Origin of the sequence: Acidovorax sp. JHL-9, from assembly GCF_000426205.1 — a bacterium.
GTDB lineage: Bacteria > Pseudomonadota > Gammaproteobacteria > Burkholderiales > Burkholderiaceae_C > Acidovorax > Acidovorax soli.
The window spans coordinates 88,373-111,459 of the sequence record NZ_AUEX01000003.1 but is presented as its reverse complement, the minus strand read 5'-3'; the positions used below and the strand labels follow the sequence as shown (position 1 = coordinate 111,459).

24 protein-coding genes and 1 pseudogene are annotated in these 23,087 nt (G+C 67.0%); 8 read left to right on the top strand and 17 right to left on the bottom strand.

Annotated features, from left to right (window positions below; translation table 11 throughout):
* Nucleotides 1-13: 13 nt before the first annotated feature.
* From K225_RS0103405 to K225_RS0103385, 6 genes and pseudogenes are all read right to left on the bottom strand, one after another.
* A complete protein-coding gene (locus tag K225_RS0103405) occupies nt 14-400 on the bottom strand; it encodes a VOC family protein (RefSeq protein ID WP_026435099.1) in 387 nt (128 codons plus the stop codon).
* Nucleotides 401-429: 29 nt separating this feature from the next.
* Nucleotides 430-840: an SRPBCC family protein gene (locus tag K225_RS22420; protein ID WP_202900018.1), complete on the bottom strand. Its 411-nt coding sequence runs from the start codon at nt 838-840 to the stop codon at nt 430-432.
* Nucleotides 841-885: 45 nt separating this feature from the next.
* Nucleotides 886-1,527: pseudogene (locus K225_RS22415) on the bottom strand (dihydrofolate reductase family protein); the annotation flags it as partial.
* Between the two features lie 69 nt (nt 1,528-1,596).
* Nucleotides 1,597-2,043 carry an SRPBCC family protein gene (locus tag K225_RS0103395; RefSeq protein WP_026435098.1) on the bottom strand — a complete coding sequence of 149 codons (447 nt, stop codon included), beginning with the start codon at nt 2,041-2,043 and terminating at the stop codon, nt 1,597-1,599.
* A 16-nt stretch (nt 2,044-2,059) separates the two neighbouring features.
* Nucleotides 2,060-2,497: a VOC family protein gene (locus tag K225_RS0103390; protein ID WP_026435097.1), complete on the bottom strand. Its 438-nt coding sequence runs from the start codon at nt 2,495-2,497 to the stop codon at nt 2,060-2,062.
* 37 nt (nt 2,498-2,534) lie between these two features.
* The gene (locus K225_RS0103385; RefSeq protein WP_026435096.1) at nt 2,535-3,038 is read right to left on the bottom strand and encodes a VOC family protein; all 504 of its coding nucleotides are present in this window, start codon (nt 3,036-3,038) and stop codon (nt 2,535-2,537) included.
* Between the two features lie 207 nt (nt 3,039-3,245).
* On the opposite strand from K225_RS0103385, the gene K225_RS20295 reads away from it, so the two are divergent.
* Together K225_RS20295 and K225_RS0103375 are read left to right on the top strand one after the other, a co-directional pair.
* Nucleotides 3,246-3,848, top strand: a complete 603-nt coding sequence (locus K225_RS20295) for a TetR/AcrR family transcriptional regulator (RefSeq protein WP_051248663.1) — start codon at nt 3,246-3,248, stop codon at nt 3,846-3,848.
* 173 nt (nt 3,849-4,021) lie between these two features.
* Entirely contained in the window at nt 4,022-4,771 is a 750-nt protein-coding gene (locus K225_RS0103375) for an NAD-dependent deacylase (RefSeq protein WP_026435095.1), read from the top strand.
* Between the two features lie 39 nt (nt 4,772-4,810).
* Here K225_RS0103375 and K225_RS0103370 read toward each other — a convergent pair whose 3' ends face one another.
* Both K225_RS0103370 and K225_RS0103365 read right to left on the bottom strand, forming a co-directional pair.
* Nucleotides 4,811-5,404 (bottom strand): chromate transporter, encoded by a 594-nt coding sequence (locus tag K225_RS0103370; RefSeq protein ID WP_026435094.1) that lies wholly within the window; start codon nt 5,402-5,404, stop codon nt 4,811-4,813.
* On the bottom strand, nt 5,401-5,991 hold the full coding sequence (locus K225_RS0103365; RefSeq protein ID WP_026435093.1) for a chromate transporter: 591 nt from the start codon (nt 5,989-5,991) through the stop codon (nt 5,401-5,403). The genes K225_RS0103370 and K225_RS0103365 overlap by 4 nt, the downstream gene beginning before the upstream one ends.
* A 287-nt stretch (nt 5,992-6,278) precedes the next feature.
* Here K225_RS0103365 and K225_RS0103360 point away from each other — a divergent pair, with 287 nt between their 5' ends.
* Complete coding sequence (locus tag K225_RS0103360; RefSeq protein ID WP_026435092.1) at nt 6,279-7,124, top strand: fumarylacetoacetate hydrolase family protein; 846 nt, start codon at nt 6,279-6,281, stop codon at nt 7,122-7,124.
* 3 nt (nt 7,125-7,127) lie between these two features.
* Here K225_RS0103360 and K225_RS0103355 read toward each other — a convergent pair whose 3' ends face one another.
* Together K225_RS0103355 and K225_RS20290 are read right to left on the bottom strand one after the other, a co-directional pair.
* A complete protein-coding gene (locus K225_RS0103355) occupies nt 7,128-7,412 on the bottom strand; it encodes a DUF6150 family protein (RefSeq protein WP_034711694.1) in 285 nt (94 codons plus the stop codon).
* 246 nt (nt 7,413-7,658) lie between these two features.
* Complete coding sequence (locus tag K225_RS20290) at nt 7,659-8,045, bottom strand: hypothetical protein (RefSeq protein WP_202900013.1); 387 nt, start codon at nt 8,043-8,045, stop codon at nt 7,659-7,661.
* A 230-nt stretch (nt 8,046-8,275) separates the two neighbouring features.
* Here K225_RS20290 and K225_RS0103345 point away from each other — a divergent pair, with 230 nt between their 5' ends.
* Nucleotides 8,276-8,986, top strand: a complete 711-nt coding sequence (locus tag K225_RS0103345) for a VIT family protein (protein WP_026435090.1) — start codon at nt 8,276-8,278, stop codon at nt 8,984-8,986.
* 109 nt (nt 8,987-9,095) lie between these two features.
* Here K225_RS0103345 and K225_RS0103340 read toward each other — a convergent pair whose 3' ends face one another.
* The 7 genes from K225_RS0103340 to K225_RS0103315 form a co-directional block, all read right to left on the bottom strand.
* The gene (locus K225_RS0103340) at nt 9,096-10,058 is read right to left on the bottom strand and encodes a rhodanese-like domain-containing protein (protein ID WP_034711692.1); all 963 of its coding nucleotides are present in this window, start codon (nt 10,056-10,058) and stop codon (nt 9,096-9,098) included.
* Nucleotides 10,059-10,652: 594 nt separating this feature from the next.
* On the bottom strand, nt 10,653-11,429 hold the full coding sequence (locus K225_RS0103335) for a nuclease-related domain-containing protein (RefSeq protein ID WP_034711690.1): 777 nt from the start codon (nt 11,427-11,429) through the stop codon (nt 10,653-10,655).
* 95 nt (nt 11,430-11,524) lie between these two features.
* A complete protein-coding gene (locus K225_RS20285; RefSeq protein WP_369794832.1) occupies nt 11,525-14,335 on the bottom strand; it encodes a class I SAM-dependent DNA methyltransferase in 2,811 nt (936 codons plus the stop codon).
* A 31-nt stretch (nt 14,336-14,366) separates the two neighbouring features.
* Entirely contained in the window at nt 14,367-15,113 is a 747-nt protein-coding gene (locus K225_RS22780) for a type IIL restriction-modification enzyme MmeI (RefSeq protein WP_034711688.1), read from the bottom strand.
* Between the two features lie 34 nt (nt 15,114-15,147).
* Nucleotides 15,148-16,479, bottom strand: a complete 1,332-nt coding sequence (locus K225_RS0103325) for a type II toxin-antitoxin system HipA family toxin (RefSeq protein ID WP_026435087.1) — start codon at nt 16,477-16,479, stop codon at nt 15,148-15,150.
* A gap of 39 nt (nt 16,480-16,518) precedes the next feature.
* Nucleotides 16,519-16,821, bottom strand: a complete 303-nt coding sequence (locus tag K225_RS0103320) for a helix-turn-helix transcriptional regulator (RefSeq protein WP_026435086.1) — start codon at nt 16,819-16,821, stop codon at nt 16,519-16,521.
* A gap of 71 nt (nt 16,822-16,892) precedes the next feature.
* On the bottom strand, nt 16,893-17,852 hold the full coding sequence (locus tag K225_RS0103315; RefSeq protein ID WP_026435085.1) for a LysR substrate-binding domain-containing protein: 960 nt from the start codon (nt 17,850-17,852) through the stop codon (nt 16,893-16,895).
* Between the two features lie 93 nt (nt 17,853-17,945).
* Here K225_RS0103315 and K225_RS0103310 point away from each other — a divergent pair, with 93 nt between their 5' ends.
* Genes K225_RS0103310 through K225_RS0103295 form a run of 4 tightly spaced genes read left to right on the top strand, consistent with a single transcriptional unit; the run spans nt 17,946 to nt 23,079 of the window.
* Nucleotides 17,946-19,298 (top strand): D-serine ammonia-lyase, encoded by a 1,353-nt coding sequence (locus K225_RS0103310; RefSeq protein WP_034711686.1) that lies wholly within the window; start codon nt 17,946-17,948, stop codon nt 19,296-19,298.
* Between the two features lie 42 nt (nt 19,299-19,340).
* Nucleotides 19,341-20,327, top strand: coding sequence for a tripartite tricarboxylate transporter substrate binding protein (locus tag K225_RS0103305; protein ID WP_026435083.1), 987 nt, complete (start codon nt 19,341-19,343; stop codon nt 20,325-20,327).
* Between the two features lie 30 nt (nt 20,328-20,357).
* Entirely contained in the window at nt 20,358-21,917 is a 1,560-nt protein-coding gene (locus tag K225_RS0103300; RefSeq protein WP_026435082.1) for an amidase, read from the top strand.
* Nucleotides 21,918-21,933: 16 nt separating this feature from the next.
* Nucleotides 21,934-23,079: an FAD-binding oxidoreductase gene (locus K225_RS0103295; RefSeq protein WP_026435081.1), complete on the top strand. Its 1,146-nt coding sequence runs from the start codon at nt 21,934-21,936 to the stop codon at nt 23,077-23,079.
* Nucleotides 23,080-23,087: the final 8 nt, after the last annotated feature.

Genomic DNA, 23,087 nt, shown 5'->3' with positions numbered 1-23,087 from the left:
CGCACGGCCTGCGTCATTTCATCGAATGCAGGCCGATCATGTTGCCCTCGGTGTCGGTCACCAGGGCGCAGTGGCCATACTCACCGATCGAAAATTTGGGCTTGGACACCTTGCCGCCGGCTGTCTCGACCCGGCCTTGTTCGACAGCGCAATCCTCGCAGGCAAAGTAGACCAGCGTGCCGCCGCCGCCAGAGGGCACTCCTTCCATCTTGACCAGCGTGCCGCTGGCGCCCATGGTGCTCATGTCGCCGGGGAAGGACAGCATCTGCATGCCGTTGGCTTCGCCCGCGGGTGATTTCAGCGTCTCCAGCTGGCACTGGAACACCGCTTCGTAGAACTTGCGCGCACGGGCCATGTCCTGCACGTGGATCTCGAACCAGACGACGGGATTGGGTTTCATGGGGTGCTCCTTGCGATGCTGAGGGGGAGTCAGGCGCGGTGCTCGACGTGCCGCGCAAAGTTGTCCAGGATGGCCTGCCAGCCCTGGCGCTGCTGTTCGGCGCTGTGGCTGTCCTCGGCGTCGAAGGACTCGCGCACCGTGATGCCATTGGCCACTGGAATGAACTCGACCCGCACCGCGCGCCCGTCGCCCAGGGTGTATTCGATCAGGCGCTGCGGTGCGATACGGGTGTAGGTGCCCTCGAAGTCGAAGCCGACGCTGCCGTCCCGCGCCTCCATGCGCGCGCAGAACTTGCCACCTTCGCGCAGATCGACACTGGCGCGCGGGGTGTGCCAGTCGGGCGAGGCAGCGTTCCACTGCTCGATGGCGCGTGGGTCATTCCAGGTGGCCCATACGCGGTCGATGGGCGCGTGGACAGTGGTTTCGATGGTGATCTTCATGGTCATGCCTTTCGACGGCGGCTGCTCAGACGCCGGGTGCGCGTGGCGCCGCAGGACGGCATGCGTGGCCTTGTCCGACGCCACGAACCGCACGCATTCGTAGCCCAGCGCCCGCAGGTCGAGCCCCTGGAAGAGCGGCTCTCCCCGGCCGAGCAGGACCGGCGCGATGGCGATGTGCAGTTCGTCGATGAGGCCTTCATGCAGGTACTGCCGGATGGTGTTGGCCCCGCCGCCGATCCGCACGTCCTTGCCGGCAGCCGCATCGCGCGCAAGGCCGAGCGCCTCATGGATGCCACCGGTGACGAAGTGAAAAGTCGTGCCGCCTTCCATCTCGATCGGCGGCCGTGCATGGTGGGTCAGGATGAAGACCGGCACGTGGTAGGGCGGATCGTCGCCCCACCAGCCTTTCCAGGTCTTGTCCTGCCAGTCGCCGCGGAAGGGGGTGAACATGTTGCGCCCCAGAATCCAGGCGCCGACGTTCTGAAAGCCGCGCGCGGCGAAATCATCGTCCACCCCGGTGGTGCCACCGTCCTGGCCGAACAGCGTGCGCTGGAGCGTGCGGGTCGGCAGCAGCCACTGGTGCAGTTCCGTCCCACCGATGCCGAGCGGATCATCGAGGCTCTGGTCCGGGCCGGCGCCGTAGCCGTCGAGCGAAAGGGTGAAGCTCTCCACGCGAACACTTGCCATCGTTTTTTCCTCGGTTTCGGCACCTGATTGGCGTCGGGCATGCAGCCTCGGTCTGGTGCGCGGCAGCCATCAGCCCGGAAGGTCCGGTTCGACCAGCGCGGCCAGCTGCAGCAGCGATTCCTGCCAGCCCAGGTAGCACATCTCGACCGGGATCGCCGCGGGGATTCCGGCCTGTTCGATGTCCAGCTCGGTGCCGCACGACACGGCGCGCAGCTTCACGGTCACGTGCATCTGGCCGGGCAGGCTGGGGTCGTCGAAGCGGTCGGTGTACTCCACCAGTTCGCCGGGGACCAGCTTCAGGTATTCGCCACCGAACGAATGGCGGTGGCCGCTGGAGAAGTTCTCGAACGACATCCTGAAGCTGCCACCGGCCTGGCCATCGAACTGATGGACGTGGCAGACGAAGCCGTGGGGCGGCAGCCATTTGGCCAGGGCCGCGCCGTAGGTGAAGGCGCGGTAGACCTTGTCGGGCGTGGTGCGCAGCACGCGGTGCAGGCGGATGGTTCCGGTGGGCATGATCGGTTCTCCTGGTTCAAGTGGCGTTTACGTTGACCATCCATGGCGTGCCGAAGCGGTCGGTCACCATGCCGAAGCCGGCCGACCAGAAGGTCTTGTCGAACGGCATGCTCACCTGGCCGTCCTGCGCCAGGGCATCGAACACGCGCCGGCCCTCGGCCGCATCGCCCACCTGGATCGACACCCACAGGCCTTGCGGCCTGGCATAGCCGCCAGCGCACGCGTCGCTGGCGCCTGGCAGGGCGTCGGAGCCCATCAGCGCCTGCGCGCCGACCTGCAGGTGCACGTGCATCAGGCGGTCTTTCGCCTCGGGCGGGATCGGCGGATTCTGCGGGTCTGGTGGCATCTCGCCGAAGCTGCTCTGGTGCACCACGGTGCCCTTGAACAGATCCTGGTAGAAGGCAAAGGCCTCGCGGCAGTTACCGTCGAAATTGATGTAGGGGGTGAATTGCATGCTGCCTCCGGGTTGGACAGGGATTGGGGGTGGCAGGTCAGCGGCCTGCCACGGCGGCCTCGATGGCGGCGACGTCGATCTTCTTCATGGTCATCATGGCGTCGAAGGCGCGCCTGGCGGCGGCGCGGTCAGGGTGGGTCCAGGCCTGGGCCAGCGCCACCGGCGTGATCTGCCAGGAGATGCCCCACTTGTCGCGGCACCAGCCGCATTCCACCTCCTGGCCACCGTGGCCGACAATGGCGTTCCAGTAGCGGTCGGTCTCGGCCTGGTCGGCGGTGGACACCTGGAACGAGAATGCCGCGCTGTGCTGGACGCCCGGCCCACCGTTGAGGCCCATGCAGGGCAGGCCCAGCACGGTGAATTCGACCACCAGCACGTCGCCCGCCTTGCCTGCGGGATAGTCCCCCGGCGCGCGGTGGATGGCACCGACGGCCGAATCGGGAAAGGTGCTGGCGTAGAACCGCGCTGCTGCTTCAGCGTCGTTGTCGTACCAGAGGCAGAGGGTGTTCTTCGGTGGCTTGATCCTGCGGTTGGATTCCATGCGAGTCTCCTTTGTGAAACGGCCAATGGAGCGATATGTGTACGACGTCCACTTCATTCTGCCGTAAACTGGACAGTGTTCACATTTAACCCTTCGCAGAACAGGGATGCCATCTTGAGCGCTTCACTTTCCGTTTCTCTCACTCCCCCCACCCCTGCCGCACCCGCGGGCCAGACCGCGCGGCGGCCCACCTACCGCCATGGTGACCTGCGCCGCGCGCTGCTTGACGCAGGCATTGCGCTGGTGCGCGAGGGCGGGCCAGCGGCGCTGGTATTGCGCGAGGCCACACGCCGCGCCGGTGTGGTGCCCAACGCCGCCTACCGCCATTTCGCCGGCCACGCGGCGCTGCTTGACGCCGTGCGCGGCGCCGCACTGGGCCTGATGGCACGTGCCATGGAGGCCGAGATCGACCGCGCCACGCGCCACCTGAGTGCACCGGTGGCGCGGGCGCGGGCCGCCTTCAAGGCCGTGGGCACGGGCTACGTACGCTTTGCGCTGGCCGAGCCGGGGCTGTTTCGCACGGCATTCGTGGCCCAGCCCTTCGACGTGGCCAACGGCAGCCGCGACGACTTCCGCGGCGACAGCGGGCGCGATCCGTTCGAAATCCTCTGCGGCACCCTCGACGACATGGTGGCTGCCGGCGCGCTGGGCGCGGCACAACGCCCGGGCGCCGAATTCCTGGCTTGGTCGGCAGTGCACGGCCTGGCCATGCTGGCGCTCGACGGCCCGCTGCGCGCGCTGAGCGCCGCGCAGACCGAAGCCATGGCCCAGCGCGCCGTGGCGATGGTGGAGCAGGGGCTGGCGGGCTGAGCGCGTCCAGGCAGCGACAGCCAAAACAACCGCTAGCGCAACAGCGTTGCCGCAGTCAGCCATGGCCGGCGGTGCGTGGGAGAAGGGCTCCGAAGGACCGGCCAGCGCGTGGCCCCCTTCCACACCGCCAGAGGCCATCGTCGCCGCCCGCCCCGGCTTGATAAGCTGCGCGCATGAACATCGTTTTTCCTGCAGATGCTGGCGAGGTGCGGCAATGGCTGCAGGGCGCGGGCCACATTGCAGTGCTGACCGGTGCCGGCATCAGTGCCGAATCGGGTGTACCCACCTTTCGCGATGCACAAATCGGCTACTGGGCCCGGTTTCGTGCCGAAGACATGGCGACCGAGGCCGGCTTTCGTGCCCATCCCCGGCGCGTGTGGGACTGGTACCAGCACCGGCGCGACCTGCTGACCGGCGTACAGCCCCATGCGGGGCACGCGGCGCTGGCGGATTTTCAGCGCCGCCACCCTGGCCGGCTGACGCTCATCACCCAGAACGTGGACGGCCTGCACCAGCGCGCGGGCAGCACCGGCGTGCTGTGCCTGCATGGCGACATTTTTGCCGACCGCTGGCTCGACACCCCGCGCAACTGCTGCCATATTGACCACGCTGCCGCAGGCCGCCCGCCGTATTGCGACCGCTGCGGCAACCTGCTGCGCCCGGGTGTGGTGTGGTTTGGCGAGGCCCTGCCTTACGCCACGCTGGAGGCAGCGCAGCAGGCTGCCCGTGCCTGCGACCTGATGCTGGTGGTGGGCACTGCGGGGGCCGTGTACCCGGCGGCGGGGTTGGCGCAAGTGGCGCGCCAGGCGGGCGCTCGCGTGATCATCGTCAACCCGGCCGCAAGCGCCCTCGACGATGTGGCCCATGTGCTGCTGCGTGGCACGGCCGCCAGCGTGTTGCCGGCCTTGCTGGCGGCTGCCTGATGCGGGTTTGCCATCCAGGTGCTGTCGCACCCGCCCGCATCACACCAGCCCCAGCGTCCCCAGCAGCGCCCCGGCGCCCAGCAGCCACAGCAGATGCAGCCGGGTGCGCCACACCAGCAGCGTGCACACCAGCGTGAGCAGCCACAGGGGCCAGTCGGTGGCGGGGTTGCCATGGGCGCTGCCCAGCAGCCAGGCGGTGGCCAGCAGCAGGCCGATCACCACCGGCGCCATGCCCTGCTTGAAGGCGCGCACGCTGCGCCGCTCGCGGTTGCGGTGGCCCCAGCGCGTGGCCAGCCAGGTCAGCGTGGTGCTGGGCAGCATGATGCCGAGCATGCTCAGCGCCATGCCCAAAGCGCCGCTGGCCCAAGCTGATGGCCCGGCGCCGCCGGTGTTGATGCCCACGTTCCAGCCCAGCAGTGCAATGAACAGCACATTGGGCCCTGGTGCCGCCTGGGCGATGGCAATGGAGGCGTTGAACTGCAGCTCGGTCAGCCAGCCCTGGCGCTCCACCAGAAAGCGGTGCATGTCGGGCGCGGTGGCAATCGCGCCGCCCACGGCCAGCAGCGAGATCGAGATGAAGTAAAGAAACAGGTTCAGCCAGTCGAGCGGCTGCAGCGCAATGGCGTGGGTCATGGTGCCATCTTTCGCCAGGTCAGCACGCAGGCCATGCCGCCCAGCGCCGGCAGCACCCAGGCCAGCGGCCAGTGCAGCAGCGCCATGCCGGCGAAGGTGAGGGCCACCAGGACGGCGCACAGCCAGGGACCCAGCGGGTGTTTGCGCAGCGCTGCCGCCAGCTTGAGGCCCGTGCCCGCAATCAGCCCGGCGGCCACTGCGCCCATGCCGCGCAGCGCACCCGCCACGGCCGGGTGGCTGGCAAATTGCGCATACACCAGCGCCAGCGCCAGCACCACCAGCAGGGGGAAGGTGAGCATGCCTGCAATCGCCGCCAGCGCGCCGCGCAACCCGAAATGGCGGTCACCGATCATCACCGCGAGGTTGACCACGTTGGGGCCCGGCATGATCTGGGCCACGGCCCAGTCTTCGACGAATTCCTCGTTCGTCATCCAGCGTTTTTTTTCCACCAGCTCGCGCTGCACCACCGCCAGCACGCCGCCAAAGCCCTGCAGCGCCAGCCAGGTGAATGACCAGAACAGGTCGGCCGGACTGCGCGGCAGCGGCCGCGGTGCGGGGGCATCAGGAGAGGGCTGGGGCTCAGGCATGGTGGATGGTAGAGAGATATGCCTCTGGCGAGATAACCATAAGCGCTGGCAGCTATGAAAACAGGAGTTTACCGGTGACTTGAATGGACTCTTGGCAGGGCGCTCCATGGTAAGCCGCAAGCCTGGGTGGCCGGGCGGCTGCGGCATCGTCAACGGCGACAGGGGCATCACGATTGCTGATGGGTGGCGCAGCGGGCAGCAGCGGGCCACCGGTGCCGGCGCAGTAGGATGCGCTGCTTGCGCCCGCTTGCGACGGCACGGCAACCCCGACACACAAGGACACTCCCATGAAACTGGTTCGTTATGGTCAACCCGGCGCAGAGCGCCCCGGCGTGGTGGATGCGCAGGGCGTGCTGCGCGATCTGTCGATGCTGTTGCCCGAAATGGGCCCCGGCCAGCTCGGTCCGCGCACCCTGTCGGCATTGGCAGCGCTCGATGTGGCGCGCCTGCCCGCCGTGTATGGCGCGCCACGCCTGGGTTGCCCGGTGGCGGGCGTGGGCAAGATCATCTGCGTGGGGCTGAACTATGCCGACCACGCGCTCGAAGCCGGCATGCAGGCGCCCGCCGAGCCCGTGCTGTTCATGAAGGCCGTCACCGCCCTGAGCGGCCCTCATGACGCGGTGCGCATTCCCCCTGGCGCGTGCAAGACCGACTGGGAGGTCGAGCTGGGCATCGTCATCGGTACCCGCGCCAGTCATGTCAGCGAAGCCGCCGCGCTGCAGCATGTGGCCGGCTACGTGCTGGCCAACGACGTGTCCGAGCGCGCCTGGCAGACCGAGCGCGGCGGCCAGTGGGACAAGGGCAAGAGCTACAACACCTTTGCCCCCACCGGCCCCTGGCTGGTAACGGCCGACGAAGTGCCCGACCCGCACGCCATCGACCTGTGGCTGGAGGTGAATGGCCGGCGTGTGCAAAACGGTAGCACGCGCAACTTCATCTTTGGCGTGCCCACCGTGGTGTCGTACATCAGCCAGTTCATGGTGCTGGAGCCGGGCGACATCGTGCTGACCGGCACCCCCGCCGGCGTGGGCCTGGGCCAGAAGCCCACGCCATGGTTTCTGAAGCCCGGTGACGTGATGCGGCTGGGCGCCACGGGCCTGGGCGAGCAGACCCAGACCTGCGTGGGCGGCTAGACATCAGCCGATCTGCCCGCGCAGCTTGTGGCCGGCATTGCGCCAGCCCGCCTGGTCACGGTATTTGACCTTGAAGGTCTTGAGGTCGGCCTGGCTGGCGTATTTCACCCGGAAGATCCTGAACGTGGCATCGGCCTCGTAATTCACGAAGCACCACTCGGTGTCGCCATCGGCCTGCTGGTGGTAGGGCAACTCATACCAGCACAGGTCGGCCTGGGTCTCAAACGGCACTTCAAACACGCTTGCGTCGGCTTTGTTTGCCAACGCAACCTCCAGAATTTTTGCCATACGCAAACTCGTGCAAGAGGATAAAAAACCAATGTATCCACTACGCAGCGGGAACCAGTGGACCCAATCGGTAGGAACAAAATGTAAACCCATCACACGGCCGCACACTAGTGGATACCCTCGCCTCAATGCATGAGACAGGGGCCTGGTGGGGGACAGGGCCCACCCGAAGCCGATTCGCCCTGATTCAGTCGAAGGGGGCGCACCGCACTGCGCCGGATAACAATGCAGGGTCCGTGCAACTGGTTACTGCGCTGCGCAAGCGGCTGTGTCGGCAGACGGTGCGGCTTTCAGCTCCACGATCAGCACATGCGTGGGCGTGGTGCCGGTGTTCTCGCCAATATGCGTCTGCGCGTCGGACCACATCACATCGCCCGCCTTGAAGCTGCGCTTGCGCTGCTTGCCATCGGGCAGCGTGATCGTCCGCTCGAATGCGCTCAGTGCATGCAACACAAATCCCGGGTGGTGATGCTGGTGCGTTTTCTCGCCCGGCCTGTCGCGGTAGTCGAGCACGCGCACACAGGGGTTTTCCAGCACGACCTTGTACTTGTCGCCATCGGTGGCGACGGCATCCTGGGCCACAGCGCAAGGCAGCAGCGATGCAAGACCAAGTCCGAACAGAATGCGGATCATGAGAACCTCCATCATGCCGAGCCGTGGCAGGCGGCCACACCAGTCAGCTCGGCGGGTGGCTGGGGGCCTTGAGAATGGCCATGGTGCGCCTGCGTACTTGCAAAGGCAACGCTTCGCAATGGCGCTGGTGACGGCAGGGGCATAGGGCATCGCCAATGCAATGGTTGGTTGACTCTTCGCCCCATTGCCCCATACCCTGCCAGCTTCACTGCCGCACCAAGAATTCCCCCATGCCATCCACCACCCGCCGCCTGCACCCTGAACGCCACCGCACCGACCGCATTGGCTGGCTGCGCGCCGCCGTGCTGGGGGCCAACGACGGCATTGTGTCCACCGCCAGCCTAGTGGTGGGCGTGGCGGCGGCGCAGGCCAGCCAGTCCACCATCGTGATGACGGCGGTGGCCGGGCTGGTGGCCGGGGCCATGTCGATGGCGGCGGGCGAATATGTCTCGGTGCACTCGCAGGCCGACACCGAAAAAGCCGACCTCGACCGTGAGCGCCACGAACTCGTCGCCGACCCCGCCGCCGAGGCGCGCGAGCTGGCCAGCATCTACATGGGCCGGGGGCTCGACGCCGCGCTGGCCCAGCAGGTGGCCCGGCAGCTCATGGCGCACGACGCCCTGGGCGCCCATGCGCGGGACGAGCTCGAAATCTCCAGCGCCATGGCCGCCCGCCCGGTGCAGGCCGCGCTCACCTCGGCTGCCGCCTTTGCCGCTGGCGCCGCCTTGCCGCTGCTGGTGGCCGCCGTGGCGCCCGCCAGCAGCCTGCTTTACTGGGTGGCCGGTACCGCGCTGGTGTTTCTGGCCCTGCTGGGGGCGCTGGCCGCACGCACGGGCGGCGCGGGCATGCTGGTGGGCGCCTGGCGGGTCACTTTCTGGGGTGCGCTGGCCATGGCCGTCACGGCGGGCGTGGGGGCGCTGTTCGGGGCACCGGTGGGGTGATGCGCGGCGGGTTACCGAAACATGGAAGAAAACAGGCAACAACGCTTGCTGAATCAGCGCTAATAGCTGCCCAAAAACAGCGATTTTCCCCACACTGCACTGAGAAAACTCAGGCCGCGCGCGCAGGTTGCGCCACCGCATCACCCGGTGCATCGTCGGCCCAGGCGCTGATGCCGCCCAGCAAGGCATAGACCTGGGGGCGCCCGGCGGCGCGGATGCGTTCGGCCAGGTAGGCGGCCGACACCTCGCTGGGGCAATCGCAATACACAATGACCGACGCATCGGCCGGCAGCGCCGCCAGTTCGCGCGGTCCGGCATCCAGCCCCAGGCGAATGGCGCCCGGAATGCTGGCCTCGCTGCCCGTCAGATCGGGCCGCACATCCACCACCACATGCGGCACGCCTTGCGACTGCATGGCCTTGAGCTCCTGCACCCGCAGGCGCGGCACGCGGTGGCTGCGGCGCACCACCTGCATGCGGCGTGCCCATTTCCAGGCCAGAAAGGCCGCAAAACAGGCCAGAATGGCGATGAAGCCCGGCACCACATACGCCGCCAGCAGCGCCAGCAAGGCGCCCACGGCGTCTTCAAACAGAATGCCCATCATCAGAGCCGAAGCCACCCAGATGGCCGAGCCTGCCGCATCAAACAGCACAAAGCGCGTCAGCGAGGTGCCCGCCGTGCCCGCCATCAGCGTGGTCAGCGCGCCCGCCCCTGGCAGAAACTTGGCCACCAGCAGCACCCGCGGGCCGATCTGGCGATAGAAATGCGTGCTTTTGCGGATGCAGCTGTCGGGCGACAGCGACACGCGGCACACGCCCCGCATCAGCCAGCTGCCATGCCGCCGCCCGGCAAAAAACCAGGCCGTGTCGGCCACCACGCAGGCCAGCACCGCCAGCGTGAACACCAGGGCCACCGGAATATCGCCGCGCACCACCGTCAGCGTGCCGGCCACCACCAGCGAGGGGTAGGCCGGAATCGGCAGTCCCGCCTGCTCCAGCAGCACATTCAAAAACAGCAGGGCCAGCGCATGTTCAGCGACCAGTGAGCGCAGGGTTTCGGCGATGTCGATCATTCGTGCGGGGCGCTTGGGCGCCAAATTTGACTTGCGGATAGCGCCCTGGGCGGGTGCCCAAGGCCTTTGGCCGGGGCTGGCGCGGCGTTGGCAAAAGACGGGTTTCGGGGCGTGGCGGCGTGCGCAGGCAAGGGGCGATGGTAACGATGGGGCCATGGCGCCGCTAGTTGGCAATCAGCGGCTTCACCGTTCCATTCTTTGAACCAATCTGCCACGCGGGTGTTTGGCACGCTGCGCCTTCGGTTCCGGAAATGGGGTCAGAGCACGAGTTTCGCTGCGCGAAATCGTGATCCGACCCCATTGCCTGCGCCGTGATGTGAGCCCAATGCTTGCCGCATCACCTGCGCCCCGCATCACCCCCGCCAGGCCATTTCGCCACTGGTGGCCACGGCCTGCGCCCGGCCCAGCGCCTCCAGCGTTTGCAGCAGGGTGGGCAGGCTTTTCCGTCAAGGGACTATGGCCGTCGTGGCGGGCGTGAGGGTGCTGTTCGGGGCACCGGGGGGCGGGTCGGGGTGCCGGCATGTGATTGAAAACAGGTTTTAGCGCCTTCTATATATGCGCTAATAGCTATTAGAGATAGAGCGATTGATCCACTCAAATCTTCTGCATTACCCGGCACTTGGGGAACGTTGAGCACCCCCAAAACTGTTTGCCAGCGTTGGCGCCCGACTTTGCGGTGCGCAGCACCATCGTGCTGCCGCACTGGGGGCATTTGCGTTCAGTATTCGGCGCATGGCGCTCTTTGAGCTGCTGCACATGGGCGACATGCGTGGCCCTGGTGGGTGCCAGTCGGCCGGTTCGCAATTGCTGCACCAGGCGCTGCACCTGCCGGGTGTCAAAAACGGGCTGCGTGAACGAGAGAATGTAATTAACGCACCCACCACCATAGGTCACATTGGCGGGCATCTCGGTTTTGAACGTGCTGCCGCCCACAAACACGATGACCGCGTGAACAGCTTCTGGCGGCACTTGCAACGTGGCCTCAAGCGCCTTGGTGTGCTTGTAGTTCTGGCGCAGTGGGTTCTGAAATTTGAACGTGCGCTTGTAGATTTTTTGTGTCCACTCGGCCTGCCGTTCGCTGCCAAAAATCCAGCCCTCCATGTTCTTGGTTTCGATGGCGAAGATGCCAAAGCGCGACACGATCACATGGTCAATCTGCGTGCTGCCGTCGGGCGTGCTGAGGGTGACGTTGTGCAGCGGAAAGTAAACCGCTTTGTCCAGCCCCCAGCGCAGCATGAAGCGCACAAACCATTCACCGATATGGCCCTTGGCCCACGGGCTCCGCAGGATGGCTACCAACACCATCAGCGGAATCACCCACGACAGGGTGGATATCAGCATGTGGACAAGAGGTTGAATGGCGTTTTGCATGGTTCAGCCGGGCACGAGGCCGTGGCGGTGGTTGGTGTTGTGCTGGTGTGCAATCGATGTTCGGTTGCTGCGTGCCGCCGAGGCGCCAAGGTGCATCACCCCCGCCAGGCCACCTCGCCACCGGTCTGCACCGCCTGCGCCCGGCCCAAAGCCTCCAGGGTTTGCAGCAGCGTGGGCAGGCTTTTCTTCCAGGGGCCGCGGCCTTTGAAGCGGGCTTCGAGGGCGCTCAATGTGAGGGGCGCGGGGCTGGCGGCCAGGGCGGCGGCCACGGCGCGCACTTGTTCGGGCAGGGTGGCGGGCCAGGGGTGCTGGGTGGGTTTGGTTTGCTCTGGTTTTAATAGCGGTTTTTCACTCTCAAAATCAGCCTCTAGCGCTTGATTCTTTTGCGCAAGCAACTCCTGTTTTTGCAGTGAATTTTGTTGATTTTGAAAGTCGGGCCGTAGCCAGCGCATGCGGCCCTGGGCTTCTTCGGCGGCGCGCTGGGTGTTGAGCTGCACCAGGTGGGCCAGGATGTCGTCGGTGCTGGCGGTGGCGGGCAAGCCGTAGGCGGCCAGCACAGAGGTGTCCAGCTCGTCGTGCAGCTCGCGCAGCACGCCCACCAGGCCCTGGGTGTGCTGGGTTTTCTCTTTGGCGGTGAGCGCGCGGCCTTCGCGCAGCGCTACCAGCACGTTGTAGAGGCCTGTGAGGGTGAGGCCGCTGTGGCCTGCTTCGGGCGCCAGCACGCGCTTGCGGTGGGCGTCGATCTGCTCGGCGAGGTGGGCGATGCGCTCGTGCAGCGGCGGGGTCAGGCCGGTGTCTTCGTCGGGGAATGGGAAGGTTTCGAAGCAGCGGGAGTTGTTGTAGCGCGGGCGGTCTTCCAACGTGCCGCCTGCGGCCATGGCCCAAGTGACATGAGTTTGGCTGGAAAGCAACCCCAAACAAAACGAGTCATCGTGTGCGACAACAACCAAACCTTGGTCGGGCAGCACTCCGGCTGGAACGAACTGGAATGTTCGATGCTTCGCAGTCATGGGGCTGGCGATGTATCGATTCAGCCCCGTCAATGCTTGACGCATGGCCGGGCGTGTTTCGGCGAACTGCCACCATCTGTTGCGATAGCTCTCGCGCTGCGACTGGTCTCTTTCGGGTTTTACGCCCAGCAGCACCCGTTGGTAGCAGCTTGGAAAGCGGTCTCGTGCTTCGTTTTGCTCAAGTCCGTAGAAATCGATGGCATGCATGTGCCTTGGCTTTTCGGTCAAGTCACGCCCGTTCAAAATTTCTCTCAATGCGCCGGGCTCGTCGGTGATGAGCGGGTCGCCCTGTTCCACCCAAAAGCCAGAGCCCATCAACGTGACACCACGGAACGTTATGCCTTGGCATGCTTGCAAAGGCATGGCTGCCGCCACGTTGGCCCCAGCGCTCAAATCCGCGTGAATCAGCCCGCGCCGTTCAGTCAGCGTTACCGCCACTTCGCCAAAGTCGCCAGTCTGCTCGTCGGTCACGGTTTGCACACTGCCTTCGCCCGCACCGGGCGCCAGCACCGTCATGGCAATGCGCACGGCGGCACCATTGGCGCCATCCACCCAAGGGTGGTCTGCAATCGCCATCTGCAGGTGCGTGCCCTTGTCCAGCGCGGCTTGCACCACGCGCCGGTTAAATGTCTGTCGCAGGCTGTTGGTGGTGATCAGCCCCATGCGCCGGGTGTGGCCTGCGGCCACCTGCGCGGCGGCGTGGTTCCACCAGAACATCACGAAGTCCGCACTCTCGGGCACCTCGGGCCAGGCGCCGCGCAGGGCTTGCACGTAGCCGTCGCCCAGGGCGGCGCGCATGCTGGCGGCGCCAATGAACGGCGGGTTGCCCACAATGAATTCCGCCTGCGGCCACTGCGCCTGTCGGGCCCCCACGTAGCGCCATTGGGGCACCTGGGCGGCTTCGTCGGGCACTTGCTCGCTGGTCACAGGGTGCGTCTTGAAGGTACGGCCATCCCAGCGGCTGAGCAGCTGGCCGGCGTCGTCGTAGGCCAGTTCTTGCGCGTCCCAGGCCAGCACGGCGTCGCGGCATTCGATGTTGCCGTAGTTGTGCACCACGGGCTCGGCCACGGCGGCGTTGCCACGGGTGCGGATGTGCCATTGCAGGTAGCCAATCCACAGCACCAGCTCGGCCAGGGCGGCGGCGCGTTCGTTCAGCTCGATGCCGCGCAGTTGCTGCAACGTCACGGTTTCGCCTTCAAAGCCGAGCTGGTCTTGCGTATGGCCCAACGCTTCCAACTGGTTGACGACTTCGCCCTCCAGGCGCTTCAAGTGTTCCAGCGTCACATACAAAAAGTTGGCGCTGCCGCAGGCCGGGTCGAGCACGCGGGTGGTGCACAGCTGGTGGTGGAATTTTTTGACCTCGGCGCGGGCTTCGGCCAGTTTGGCGTCGTGCGCCTTGCCCTCCAGCGCGGCGGCTTCGTGGGCCAGCACCAGGGCGGCGGCCTGGGCGTTGGCCCAGTCTGCGCGCAGGGGCTCTATCACCGTGGGCAGCACCAGGCGCTCGACGTAGGCGCGGGGCGTGTAGTGGGCGCCGAGGGCGTGGCGCTCGGTGGGGTCGAGGGCGCGCTCCAGCAGGGTGCCGAAGATGGCGGGCTCGACCTCGCGCCAGTTGGATTGGGCGGCCTGTATGAGCAAATCAATCTGCGCGGGGGTGAGCAGCAGGCTGTAGCCGTCTTGCCCCGCGCCCTTGAAGAGCTTGCCGTTGAAGTGCAGCACGGGCTTGGCCAGCGCGGCAGAAAAGCCGCCCCGGTCCATGTCAGCCCACAGGATGCGCAGCATCTGCTGCAGCGTGGCGGGGTCGTTGCGGTGGGTTTGCAGCAGGCCGAGGAAGGCGCCTTTGGGCAGAAGCTCGACGTCTTCGGCAAACATGGAAAAAAGGCAACGGGTGAGAAAAATTGCTACTTTTTCAGGAGCTATAAACGCTTTTCTAGATTGCGATAGCTCGGTATTTTGCGAAAATTCTGGTCGGCTGGTCGGCTGGTCGGCTGGTCGGCTGGTCGGCTGGTCGGCTGGTCGGCTGGTCGGCTGGTCGGCTGGTTTCGAGCGACTTGGCGAGTTGCGCCAACAGCGCGGCCACGTCGCGGGTGACTTGCGCGCTGATGCGGGCGGGGTTCAGGCTGTCGGGCTCGGTCCAGATGCGGCGCAGGCGGTCTTGCACCTCGGGTTTCGCCAAATCGCTGAGTGCCAGGCGGTGGCTGCGCGGGTCGGGGTAGGGGGTGTAGGTGCCGCCGGTCTGGCTGAACTCGGCATACACCTCGATGACGGTGCCCACGTCCACCACCAGCACAAAGGGCGGGCGGCCCTCGCCAGCGGGCAGGGCGCGGGCGTAGGCCTCGCCCTGGCTGCGGGCGCGCAGCAGGCCGTCGTCAAAACCCTTGGTGTGGCTGCCGGCCTTGAGCTTTTTGGCCTCCAGCACGAAGTGGCCGCGCCGGTAGCAGTCGATGCGGCCGGCGCTGGTGCTGCCGTCGCCGTGGGCGAAGGTTACGGGGCGCTCGAACATGTAGTTTTGCTCGGGCGTGGGGTGGGGTTTGTCCACGCCGAGCAACTGGCACAGGTCGATGACGAAGCTTTGCGCGGTGGCCAGCTCGCTGGCGGTGTTGTGCTGCCAGCGCTGGATGAAGGCGTGGGTGGCGGCGGTGTCGATGGCTGCGGGGGCGGTGGCGGTAGAGGTCATGCGGTCAGCAATGGGGGCGGGGTGTCGGCAAAGGTCAAAGGCCCAGGGCGGTGGCGCCTTGCAGGCGTTGCAGCACCGTGTGCTGCATGGCGGGCGGGGCGGTGTGTAGCAGCTGCGGCCAGTCGGCGCGGGCCAGTCTAACGACATCCCGTAACAACGCCAGGTGCCTTGGCACGCGCAGCAGGCCGGCGGTTTTGAGCAGGGCTTCCATGTCGTACCAGGTGAAGGCGCGCAGGGTGCGGTCGATGGCGCGGTTGACGGCGTAGTGGCTCTCGGGCAGGCCGTCAAAAAAGGCGGCCACGCAGACGGGGTCGTACACCGGGGCGAGCTGGGGCGTGCGGCCGTCGGGGTAAATGAGTGCCCAGTTTTTTAAATGCGCGTCGGTGTTGCCCATCAGGATGAAGGCCACCATGCGGGCCAGGAACTCGCGCGTGTCCTGCACGGGCTGGCAGCTCAGGCGGTTGAGCACGCGCAGCATGGTGGCCCAGTCCTGCAGTACCCCTTTGCCATGGGTTTTGCCGTATTTCTGGCGCGGGGTGTAGCCCAGCACCTGGTTGAACTCTTCCATGTGCACGCGCGCGCCGCCGGGCAGGTGGTCAAAGCGCTGCACGGCCAGGATCTCGTTGAAGGGCACGGTGTCGGGCAAATCGGCCTCGGCGCGGGTGATGACGCGGGCCTGGGCGCAGTTGAGGCCCAGCGCCTGGCACAGCTGGTAGCCGGTGAACTCGTTGGCCACCAGGTCGGGGTGGGCGGTGGTGGGTAGCTTGAGGATCACGCTGCCCGCCGCGCCGCGCCGGTGCACGGTGTAGCGGCGGCCGTCCTGCACGGCGCTGAACTTGGTGACCACACCGGGCAGCGAGGCGGCGTCTTCCACGGGGTACTCGACAAATCCTGGCTCCAGCACATCGAGGCCCTGGGTGGTGTGCCAGTGGCGCACCACGTCGGGGATGCCGTCTTGCGCGGGCACGGGCTCCACCTCCAGCGCGCCCATCAGGTCGTGGCCTGCGGCGGCCAGCAGCTCGAACTCGTCATCGGGGCTGCAGCCACGCTCGCGCGCGAGGCGCTCGCGGTTGTGGCCCTCGGGCAGGAGGTTCTGAAAATACACGGGCCAGCGTCCATCGGTGCGCACCAGCCGCGCATCGCGGGCCGACGCCAGGATCTGCTGCGTGGCGGCTTCGTCTGCGCCCTGGTAGCTGAGCGACAGGGTGGGCCGCTGCGGGTTGCGGATGTAGCTTTCGTCAAACGACACCCGCAGGATGTCGCCGTACTGCGAGAGGTAGCCAATCGCCTCGCGCTCCCCCCGCGCACCGTCTGCCCGGGCGGGCCGGTGCAGGTACAGGCGCAGGTAACGGATGGAGGTGCTCATGGCGTGGCTGTCGGTCGGGTTTGCGGGGCGTCGCCAGGGTCAGCGGCGCAGTCCGTCTACGACAGAGGGTGGCGCATCCACCCCCTCCGGCTGGCCCAGCAACTTGCCGCCCGACTGGATGAACGCCTCCAGGCTGGGCCGCAGGCTGCTGGGCACGGCGATGATGTCCATGCCCAGCACGCGGGCCATCTCGGCCAGGGTGGAATAGCGCGGGTCCAGGTCGCCGCCTTCGGTGCGCTGCACCGTCATGCGGGAGAGGCCTGCGCTTTCTGCGAGCTGGGCCTGGGTCATCTGGTGGGCCTTGCGGGCGGCGGCGAGGGTAGGGATGAGATCGGCTGTCATGATGATATTTATACTCCTTTTTAATTTAAAGAGTAGATAAATATTCAAATTGTCGCCGATATAGATCCGATTCAGGATGGCGCCACTGCTGGCAATACCTCGCTGCGCTCGCCGCAAAACCGCCGAGCTTCCTCTGCCAGCCACTCCCTTACCAGTTCCATGGATGGGCTGGGGTGCGTGGTGGTCACAAATGAATACGCCGCGCGCGACAGCACGCTACGCCCGAACAGCGGCACCAGGCGCCCGGCTTTCACGTCCTGCAGCACCAGCGCTGCGCGGCCCATGGCAATGCCCTGGCCGGCCAGGGCGGCGCCCAGGGCGAGTTGTGACAGGTTGAACTGCTGGCCGCCTGTCCAGGGCGGTGGCGGGGTATCCATCTGGGCAAACCAGTGTTGCCATTCCTCATAGGTATCCGCGCCGTCCCAGGCGCTGCCGTCGTGCAGCAGCCATTCGCCCTGCAGGTCTGGTGCGGTGGTGATGGGCGGGTGCCGGGCCAGGAACTCGGGGCTCGCCACGGGGATGAGCCATTCGTCGAGGAACACCGTGGCGTTCAGGTCGCGGTAGCCGCCCAGGTCAAAGCGCACGGCGGCTTCGATGCCACCCTGCACCATGCGGGTGCGGTCCAGCGTGTGGAACTCGCCAAACACGCGCAGCCCGGTGTGGGGGTGCTGGCGAAAGAAGTCACCGAGCCGGGGCGTGAGCCAGCTCATGGCAAACGAGGGCGAGCAGCTCAGGGTGGCGGTGGCGGCCTCGGCGGGCTGGCGCATCTGGGCCAGGGTGCTTTCGATGGCTTCGAAGCTCTCGCGCAGCACCACGGCCAGCCATTTGCCCTCGGGCGTGGGCACCAGCGCGCGCGGCGTGCGCAGGAACAGGGGGCGGTGCAGCCATTCTTCGAGCTGCTTGACCTGCTGGCTCACGGCGCCCTGGGTGATGCACAGCTCGGCCGCCGCCTTGGTGAAGCTGCCGTGGCGCGCGGCTGCATCAAAACTGCGCAGCCAGGCGAGCAGGGAGGGGGAGAGGCGAATATCCATTATTAATACTAATGCCTTGCTCACTATAAATGGCTTGTGACAGGCGCGTGACGGGCGAAGAATGTGGGCAAGACTTTTCGAGACATAGGTGCCATGACGCTTGCCGAGACCCAACCTGCCGTGGATACCCTGCTGGCCACCCGCCTGCGCAACGCCCAGCCTGCCCTGTGGACCAACCCGGCACGGCAGGCGCAGCCCACCGCGGCACTGCCCGCATTAGGGAGAACCATTAGTCTGGATGATACAAAGGCGGCTGCTGCGCGCCTCGCCCGTTTTGCCGGGCTGCTGGCGGAGGTGTTCCCCGAGCTGGCTGCCGCCGGGGGCGTGGTGGAGTCGCCCCTGCTGCCCGCCGCCGTGCTCCAACCCGCACTGGGCATGGCCGAAAGCCAGGGTCGCCTGTTCATCAAGGCCGACCACAGCCTGCCCGTGGCAGGCTCCATCAAGGCCCGGGGCGGCATGCACGAGGTGCTGGAATTTGCCGAGCGACTGGCGCTGCAGCACGGTCTGGTCGAGCCCGGCTGTGACTACCGCGCGCTGGCCACCCCGGCAGCGCGCGAGGTGCTGGGCCGCTACCAGGTGGCGGTAGGTTCCACGGGCAACCTGGGCATGAGCATTGGCGTGGTGGCGTCGGCCCTGGGCTTCCAGGCCACGGTGCACATGTCGGCTGACGCGAAAGAATGGAAAAAGGATCGCCTGCGCCAGCGCGGTGTGCAGGTGGTGGAGCACACCGGCGACTACGAGCGCGCCGTGGCTGCGGGCCGCGCCGAGGCAGCCCACAACCCGCTGTGCCACTTTGTGGACGACGAGCAATCGTTCTCGCTGCTGCTGGGCTACAGCGCGGCGGCGCTGCACCTGCAAAAGCAGCTGGCCGGGCAGGGCGTGGCGGTGGATGCCGAGCACCCGCTCATCGTCTACCTGCCTTGCGGCGTGGGCGGCGCGCCTGCGGGCATCACCTTTGGCCTGCGGCAGGTGCTGGGGCCGCATGTGCACTGCTTTTTTGCCGAGCCGGTGCAGTCGCCGTGCTTCATGGTGCAAATGATGGCCGGGCAGGGGGAGCACCCATCGGTCTACGACTGGGGCCTGACCAACCGCACCGAGGCCGATGGCCTGGCCGTGCCGCGTGCCTCGCTGCTGGCGGCCGAGCTGATGCGGCCGCTGCTGTCGGGCGTGTTCACTGTCGCCGACGACACCCTGTTTGCGCACCTGGTGCGGGTGCTGGACGCCTTGGGCGAGCGCATCGAGCCCTCGGCCGCCGCAGGCTTCAGCGGCCCGGCGATGTTGACCGGCACCACGGCCGGGCAGGCCTGGCTGTGCAGCACGGGCATCGACGCCGTGCTGCACCAGGCCACGCACCTGGTGTGGACCACGGGCGGCCTGCTGGTGCCCGATGCGCAGTACCAGGGCTTTGTGCAGCGCGGGCGGGCCGTGCTGGCTGCGCAGGGCTGACTTTTTTGCTTTCCCAATTTTTGTGACCTTTGGAGAAACCCCATGAACCGCAAGCAACTGCTTTTGTCTGCCGCCGCCTGTGCCGCCCTGGGGGCCACCGCGTGGGCTCCGGCCATGGCGCAGGAGGGGGCCTTTCCCACCAAGCCCATCACGCTGGTGATTCCGTTCCCGCCCGGTGGCGCCACCGATGTGCTGGGGCGCCTCATCGGCAAGAAGCTGGGTGACAAGCTGGGCCAGAGCGTGGTGATCGACAACCGCGCGGGGGCGGGCACGGTGATTGGTGCGACGTCGGTGGCGCGGGCCGCACCCGATGGCTACACCCTGCTCATGAGCTCGGGCACCACCTTCACCGTCAACCCGGCCGTGCGCGCCAAGCTGCCGTACGACCCGGTCAAGAGCTTCGAGCCCATCGGCATCACCGGGCGCACGGGCCTGATCCTGCTGGCCAACAAGGATGTGCCGGTGGCAGACGTGAAGCAGTTCGTGGCCCTGGTGAAGGCTGCGCCCGACAAGTATTCGTATGGCTCGTTCGGCGCGGGCACCACCTCGCAGTTTGCGGGCGAGATGTTCTTCCACGCGGCGGGCCTCAAGATCCAGCATGTGCCCTACAAGGGCAGTGCGCCCGCGATGACCGACCTGCTCGGAGGGCAGATTCCGTTCACCGTCGATACCGTATCGGCCGCGCTGCCGCAGCTCAAGGACGGCAAGATCAAGGCCATCGCGGTGACCTCCGGCAAGCGCTCGGCCCTGCTGCCCAAGGTGCCCACGTTGGCCGAGAGCGGCTACCCGGGCCTGGAGATGGACACCTGGCTGGCCATGGTGGCCCCGCGTGGCCTGCCACCGGCCGTGAAGACGCGGCTGGAGCAGGCCCTGGCCCAGGTGGTGTCAGATCCCGAAACGCGTGACAAGATGGTCGCCGTGGGGTTTGAACCGTCCTATGCTCCGTCCACGGCACTGGCCGAGCTGATCGACAAGGAACTGCCGCTGATGCGTGCCATCGCACAGCGCGCCGGCATCACCGCAGACTGAGCGCCGTGTGAACAAGGAGACAAACCCGAGATGACAACAAGTCCCCAAGCCCTGGTCGAGCTGACGGCCAATGAATTGCGCCACCGCATCGGCACGCGCGAGATTTCTCCGGTGGAACTGCTCGACGCCTGCATCGCGCGCATCGAGGCGGTGAACCCCTATGTGAATGCCGTCACCGCCACCTGCTACGACCGCGCCCGCACCGAGGCCCAGGCCGCCGAGCAGGCCGTGCTGCGCGGTGAGCCGCTGGGCCTCTTGCACGGCCTGCCCCTGGGCGTGAAGGACCTGGAGGCCACGGCGGGCTTGCTGACCACCTATGGCTCGCAGATCTACCGCGAGCACATTCCGGCCGAGGACAACGTGCTGGTGGCGCGCCTGCGCGCCGCGGGCGCCATCGTCACGGGCAAGACCAACATCCCCGAGATGGGTGCGGGCGCCAATTCGCGCAACACGGTGTGGGGTGCCACGGGCAATCCGTTCAACCCCCACCTGAATGCCGGGGGCTCGTCGGGCGGCTCGGCCGCCGCGCTGGCCTGCGACATGCTGCCGGTGTGCACGGGCTCGGACACGGGTGGGTCGCTGCGCATTCCGGCGTCCATCTGTGGCGTAGTGGGCTTCAGGCCCTCGCCCGGCGTGGTGCCCAGCTCGCGCAAGCTGCTGGGCTGGACGCCGATTTCGGTGGTCGGCCCCATGGGCCGCACGGTGGAAGAGGCCTGCCTGCAGCTGGCCGCATCGGCGGGCATGTCGCCCGGCGACCCGCTGAGCTATCCGCTGGACCCGATGGGTTTTTTGCTGCCCGAAACGGTGGACCTGAGCCGCCTGCGCGTGGCCACCACCGAGGACTTTGGCGCCTGCGCGGTGGACAACGGCATCCGCGCCGTGTTCCGTAAAAAGGTGCAGGCCATGAAGCACCTGTTCGCTAGCTGCGATGCCATCGACATCGACCTGGGCGATGTGCACCGCTGCTTTGACGTGCTGCGCGCCGAGGCCTTTGTGGCCAGCACGCGCGAGGCCTACGAGCGCGACCCCGCCAGCCTCGGCCCCAACACCCGCGCCAACTACGAAATGGGCGCCGCCATGACGCTGCTGGACAGCGCCTGGGCGCAGGCTGAGCAGACACGCATCCTGGCGCGGTTCCAGAAGCTGTATGAGGACTACGACGTCATCCTCGCGCCCACTACGCCCGTGTCGCCGTTCGCCTGGACGGAACTGTTCGCCAGCCACATCAACGGCGAGCCGCAGGCCAACTACTACCGCTGGCTGGCGCTGACGTACGTGACCACGCTCACCACGCACCCGGCGCTGAGCCTGCCCTGCGGGCTGGACGATGCGGGCATGCCGTTCGGCCTGCAGATCGTGGGCCGGTTCCGTGCCGACCGCCACACGCTGGGCGTGGGGCACGCGCTGGAGCAGGCGTTCAAGGGCATTGCGGGGCTGGCACGGCCCCGGCCCGACATTGCCCAATTGATGCAGACGCGCGCCGAGCCCGCGCTGACTTCCATCGTGACCGTGGCCCCCGACACCCGCGACGCCCGCAGCCTGCCGCGCGACAACCGTGGGGCGTCGGCGGCGCAGGTGTCGGCGGTTTGAAAAGGAGACTCTGACCATGCAAACCGTGGACACCATCGTGATCGGTGCGGGCATTGCCGGGGCCTCTGTGGCCTGGCAATTGGTGCAGCCTAGCGGCGCAGGCCAGGGCGCCAGCGTCCTGCTGCTGGAGCGCGAGTCCCAGCCCGGCTACCACACCACCGGCCGCTCGGCCGCGCTGTACATGGCGACCTATGGCACGCCCAATATCCAGGCGCTGACGCGGGCCAGCCGCGCTTTTTATGATGCGCCGCCACCCGAGTTTGGCGCCGACCCCATCCTCTCGCCCAGGGGGGTGGTCTATGTCGCCAGGCCGGACCAGCTGGACCTGCTGAAGCAGACCTACGACGACGCGCATGCCACCTCACCCAATGTGAAATGGGTGGATCAGGCAGATTTGCTGGCAATGTTGCCCTGCCTCCAACCCGAAGCCGTGGCCGCCGGCATGAGCGAGCCCGAGGCCGCCGACATCGACGTGAATGCCCTGCACCAGGGCTACCTGCGTGGCCTGCGCCAGCGCGGCGGCCAGGTGCTGACGAACGCCGAGGTCACGGCCGTGCGCCGCGAAGGCAATGTATGGCAGGTGACGCTGGCCGACGGGCGGGTGTTTGCCGCCCCCACCCTCGTCAATGCTGCGGGGGCCTGGGCCGACGTGGTGGCGGGCCTGGCGGGCGTGCCACCCATCGGGCTGGAGCCCCGTAGGCGCACGGCGTTTACCTTTCCTGTGCCCGAGGGCATGGACGCCACCCACTGGCCGGCGGTGATCGGCGTCGACGAAAGCTTTTATTTCAAGCCCGACGCGGGGCAACTGCTGGGCTCACCCGCCAATGCCGACCCCACGCATCCGCACGATGTGGTGCCGGAGGAGCTGGACGTGGCCACCGGGATCTACCACATCGAGGAAATGACCCGCTTCCAGATCCGCCGCCCGTCGCACACCTGGGCGGGCCTGCGTTCGTTTGTGCCGGATGGCGACATGGTGATTGGCTGGGACAACCATGTGCCCGGCTTTTTCTGGCTGGCCGGGCAGGGCGGTTATGGCATCCAGAGTGCTGCGGGCGCCTCGTTGCTGGCGCGGCAGCTGTTGCGCGGCGAACCGCTGGCCGACGAGCTGGTGTGCGAGGGCGTGGGGGTGGAAGGGCTGTCGCCTGCGCGTTTGCGCTGACCTGATTG

Bases quoted from the DNA above. Each gene is read 5' to 3' on its own strand.
- K225_RS0103405 (WP_026435099.1), bottom strand. From the start codon at position 400: ATGAAACCCAATCCCGTCGTCTGGTTCGAGATCCACGTGCAGGACATG.
- K225_RS22420 (WP_202900018.1), bottom strand. From the start codon at position 840: ATGAAGATCACCATCGAAACCACTGTCCACGCGCCCATCGACCGCGTA.
- K225_RS0103395 (WP_026435098.1), bottom strand. From the start codon at position 2,043: ATGCCCACCGGAACCATCCGCCTGCACCGCGTGCTGCGCACCACGCCC.
- K225_RS0103390 (WP_026435097.1), bottom strand. From the start codon at position 2,497: ATGCAATTCACCCCCTACATCAATTTCGACGGTAACTGCCGCGAGGCC.
- K225_RS0103385 (WP_026435096.1), bottom strand. From the start codon at position 3,038: ATGGAATCCAACCGCAGGATCAAGCCACCGAAGAACACCCTCTGCCTC.
- K225_RS0103375 (WP_026435095.1), top strand. From the start codon at position 4,022: ATGAACATCGTTTTTCCTGCAGATGCTGGCGAGGTGCGGCAATGGCTG.
- K225_RS0103370 (WP_026435094.1), bottom strand. From the start codon at position 5,404: ATGACCCACGCCATTGCGCTGCAGCCGCTCGACTGGCTGAACCTGTTT.
- K225_RS0103365 (WP_026435093.1), bottom strand. From the start codon at position 5,991: ATGCCTGAGCCCCAGCCCTCTCCTGATGCCCCCGCACCGCGGCCGCTG.
- K225_RS0103360 (WP_026435092.1), top strand. From the start codon at position 6,279: ATGAAACTGGTTCGTTATGGTCAACCCGGCGCAGAGCGCCCCGGCGTG.
- K225_RS0103355 (WP_034711694.1), bottom strand. From the start codon at position 7,412: ATGGCAAAAATTCTGGAGGTTGCGTTGGCAAACAAAGCCGACGCAAGC.
- K225_RS20290 (WP_202900013.1), bottom strand. From the start codon at position 8,045: ATGATCCGCATTCTGTTCGGACTTGGTCTTGCATCGCTGCTGCCTTGC.
- K225_RS0103345 (WP_026435090.1), top strand. From the start codon at position 8,276: ATGCCATCCACCACCCGCCGCCTGCACCCTGAACGCCACCGCACCGAC.
- K225_RS0103340 (WP_034711692.1), bottom strand. From the start codon at position 10,058: ATGATCGACATCGCCGAAACCCTGCGCTCACTGGTCGCTGAACATGCG.
- K225_RS0103335 (WP_034711690.1), bottom strand. From the start codon at position 11,429: ATGCAAAACGCCATTCAACCTCTTGTCCACATGCTGATATCCACCCTG.
- K225_RS22780 (WP_034711688.1), bottom strand. From the start codon at position 15,113: ATGACCTCTACCGCCACCGCCCCCGCAGCCATCGACACCGCCGCCACC.
- K225_RS0103325 (WP_026435087.1), bottom strand. From the start codon at position 16,479: ATGAGCACCTCCATCCGTTACCTGCGCCTGTACCTGCACCGGCCCGCC.
- K225_RS0103320 (WP_026435086.1), bottom strand. From the start codon at position 16,821: ATGACAGCCGATCTCATCCCTACCCTCGCCGCCGCCCGCAAGGCCCAC.
- K225_RS0103315 (WP_026435085.1), bottom strand. From the start codon at position 17,852: ATGGATATTCGCCTCTCCCCCTCCCTGCTCGCCTGGCTGCGCAGTTTT.
- K225_RS0103310 (WP_034711686.1), top strand. From the start codon at position 17,946: ATGACGCTTGCCGAGACCCAACCTGCCGTGGATACCCTGCTGGCCACC.
- K225_RS0103305 (WP_026435083.1), top strand. From the start codon at position 19,341: ATGAACCGCAAGCAACTGCTTTTGTCTGCCGCCGCCTGTGCCGCCCTG.
- K225_RS0103300 (WP_026435082.1), top strand. From the start codon at position 20,358: ATGACAACAAGTCCCCAAGCCCTGGTCGAGCTGACGGCCAATGAATTG.
- K225_RS0103295 (WP_026435081.1), top strand. From the start codon at position 21,934: ATGCAAACCGTGGACACCATCGTGATCGGTGCGGGCATTGCCGGGGCC.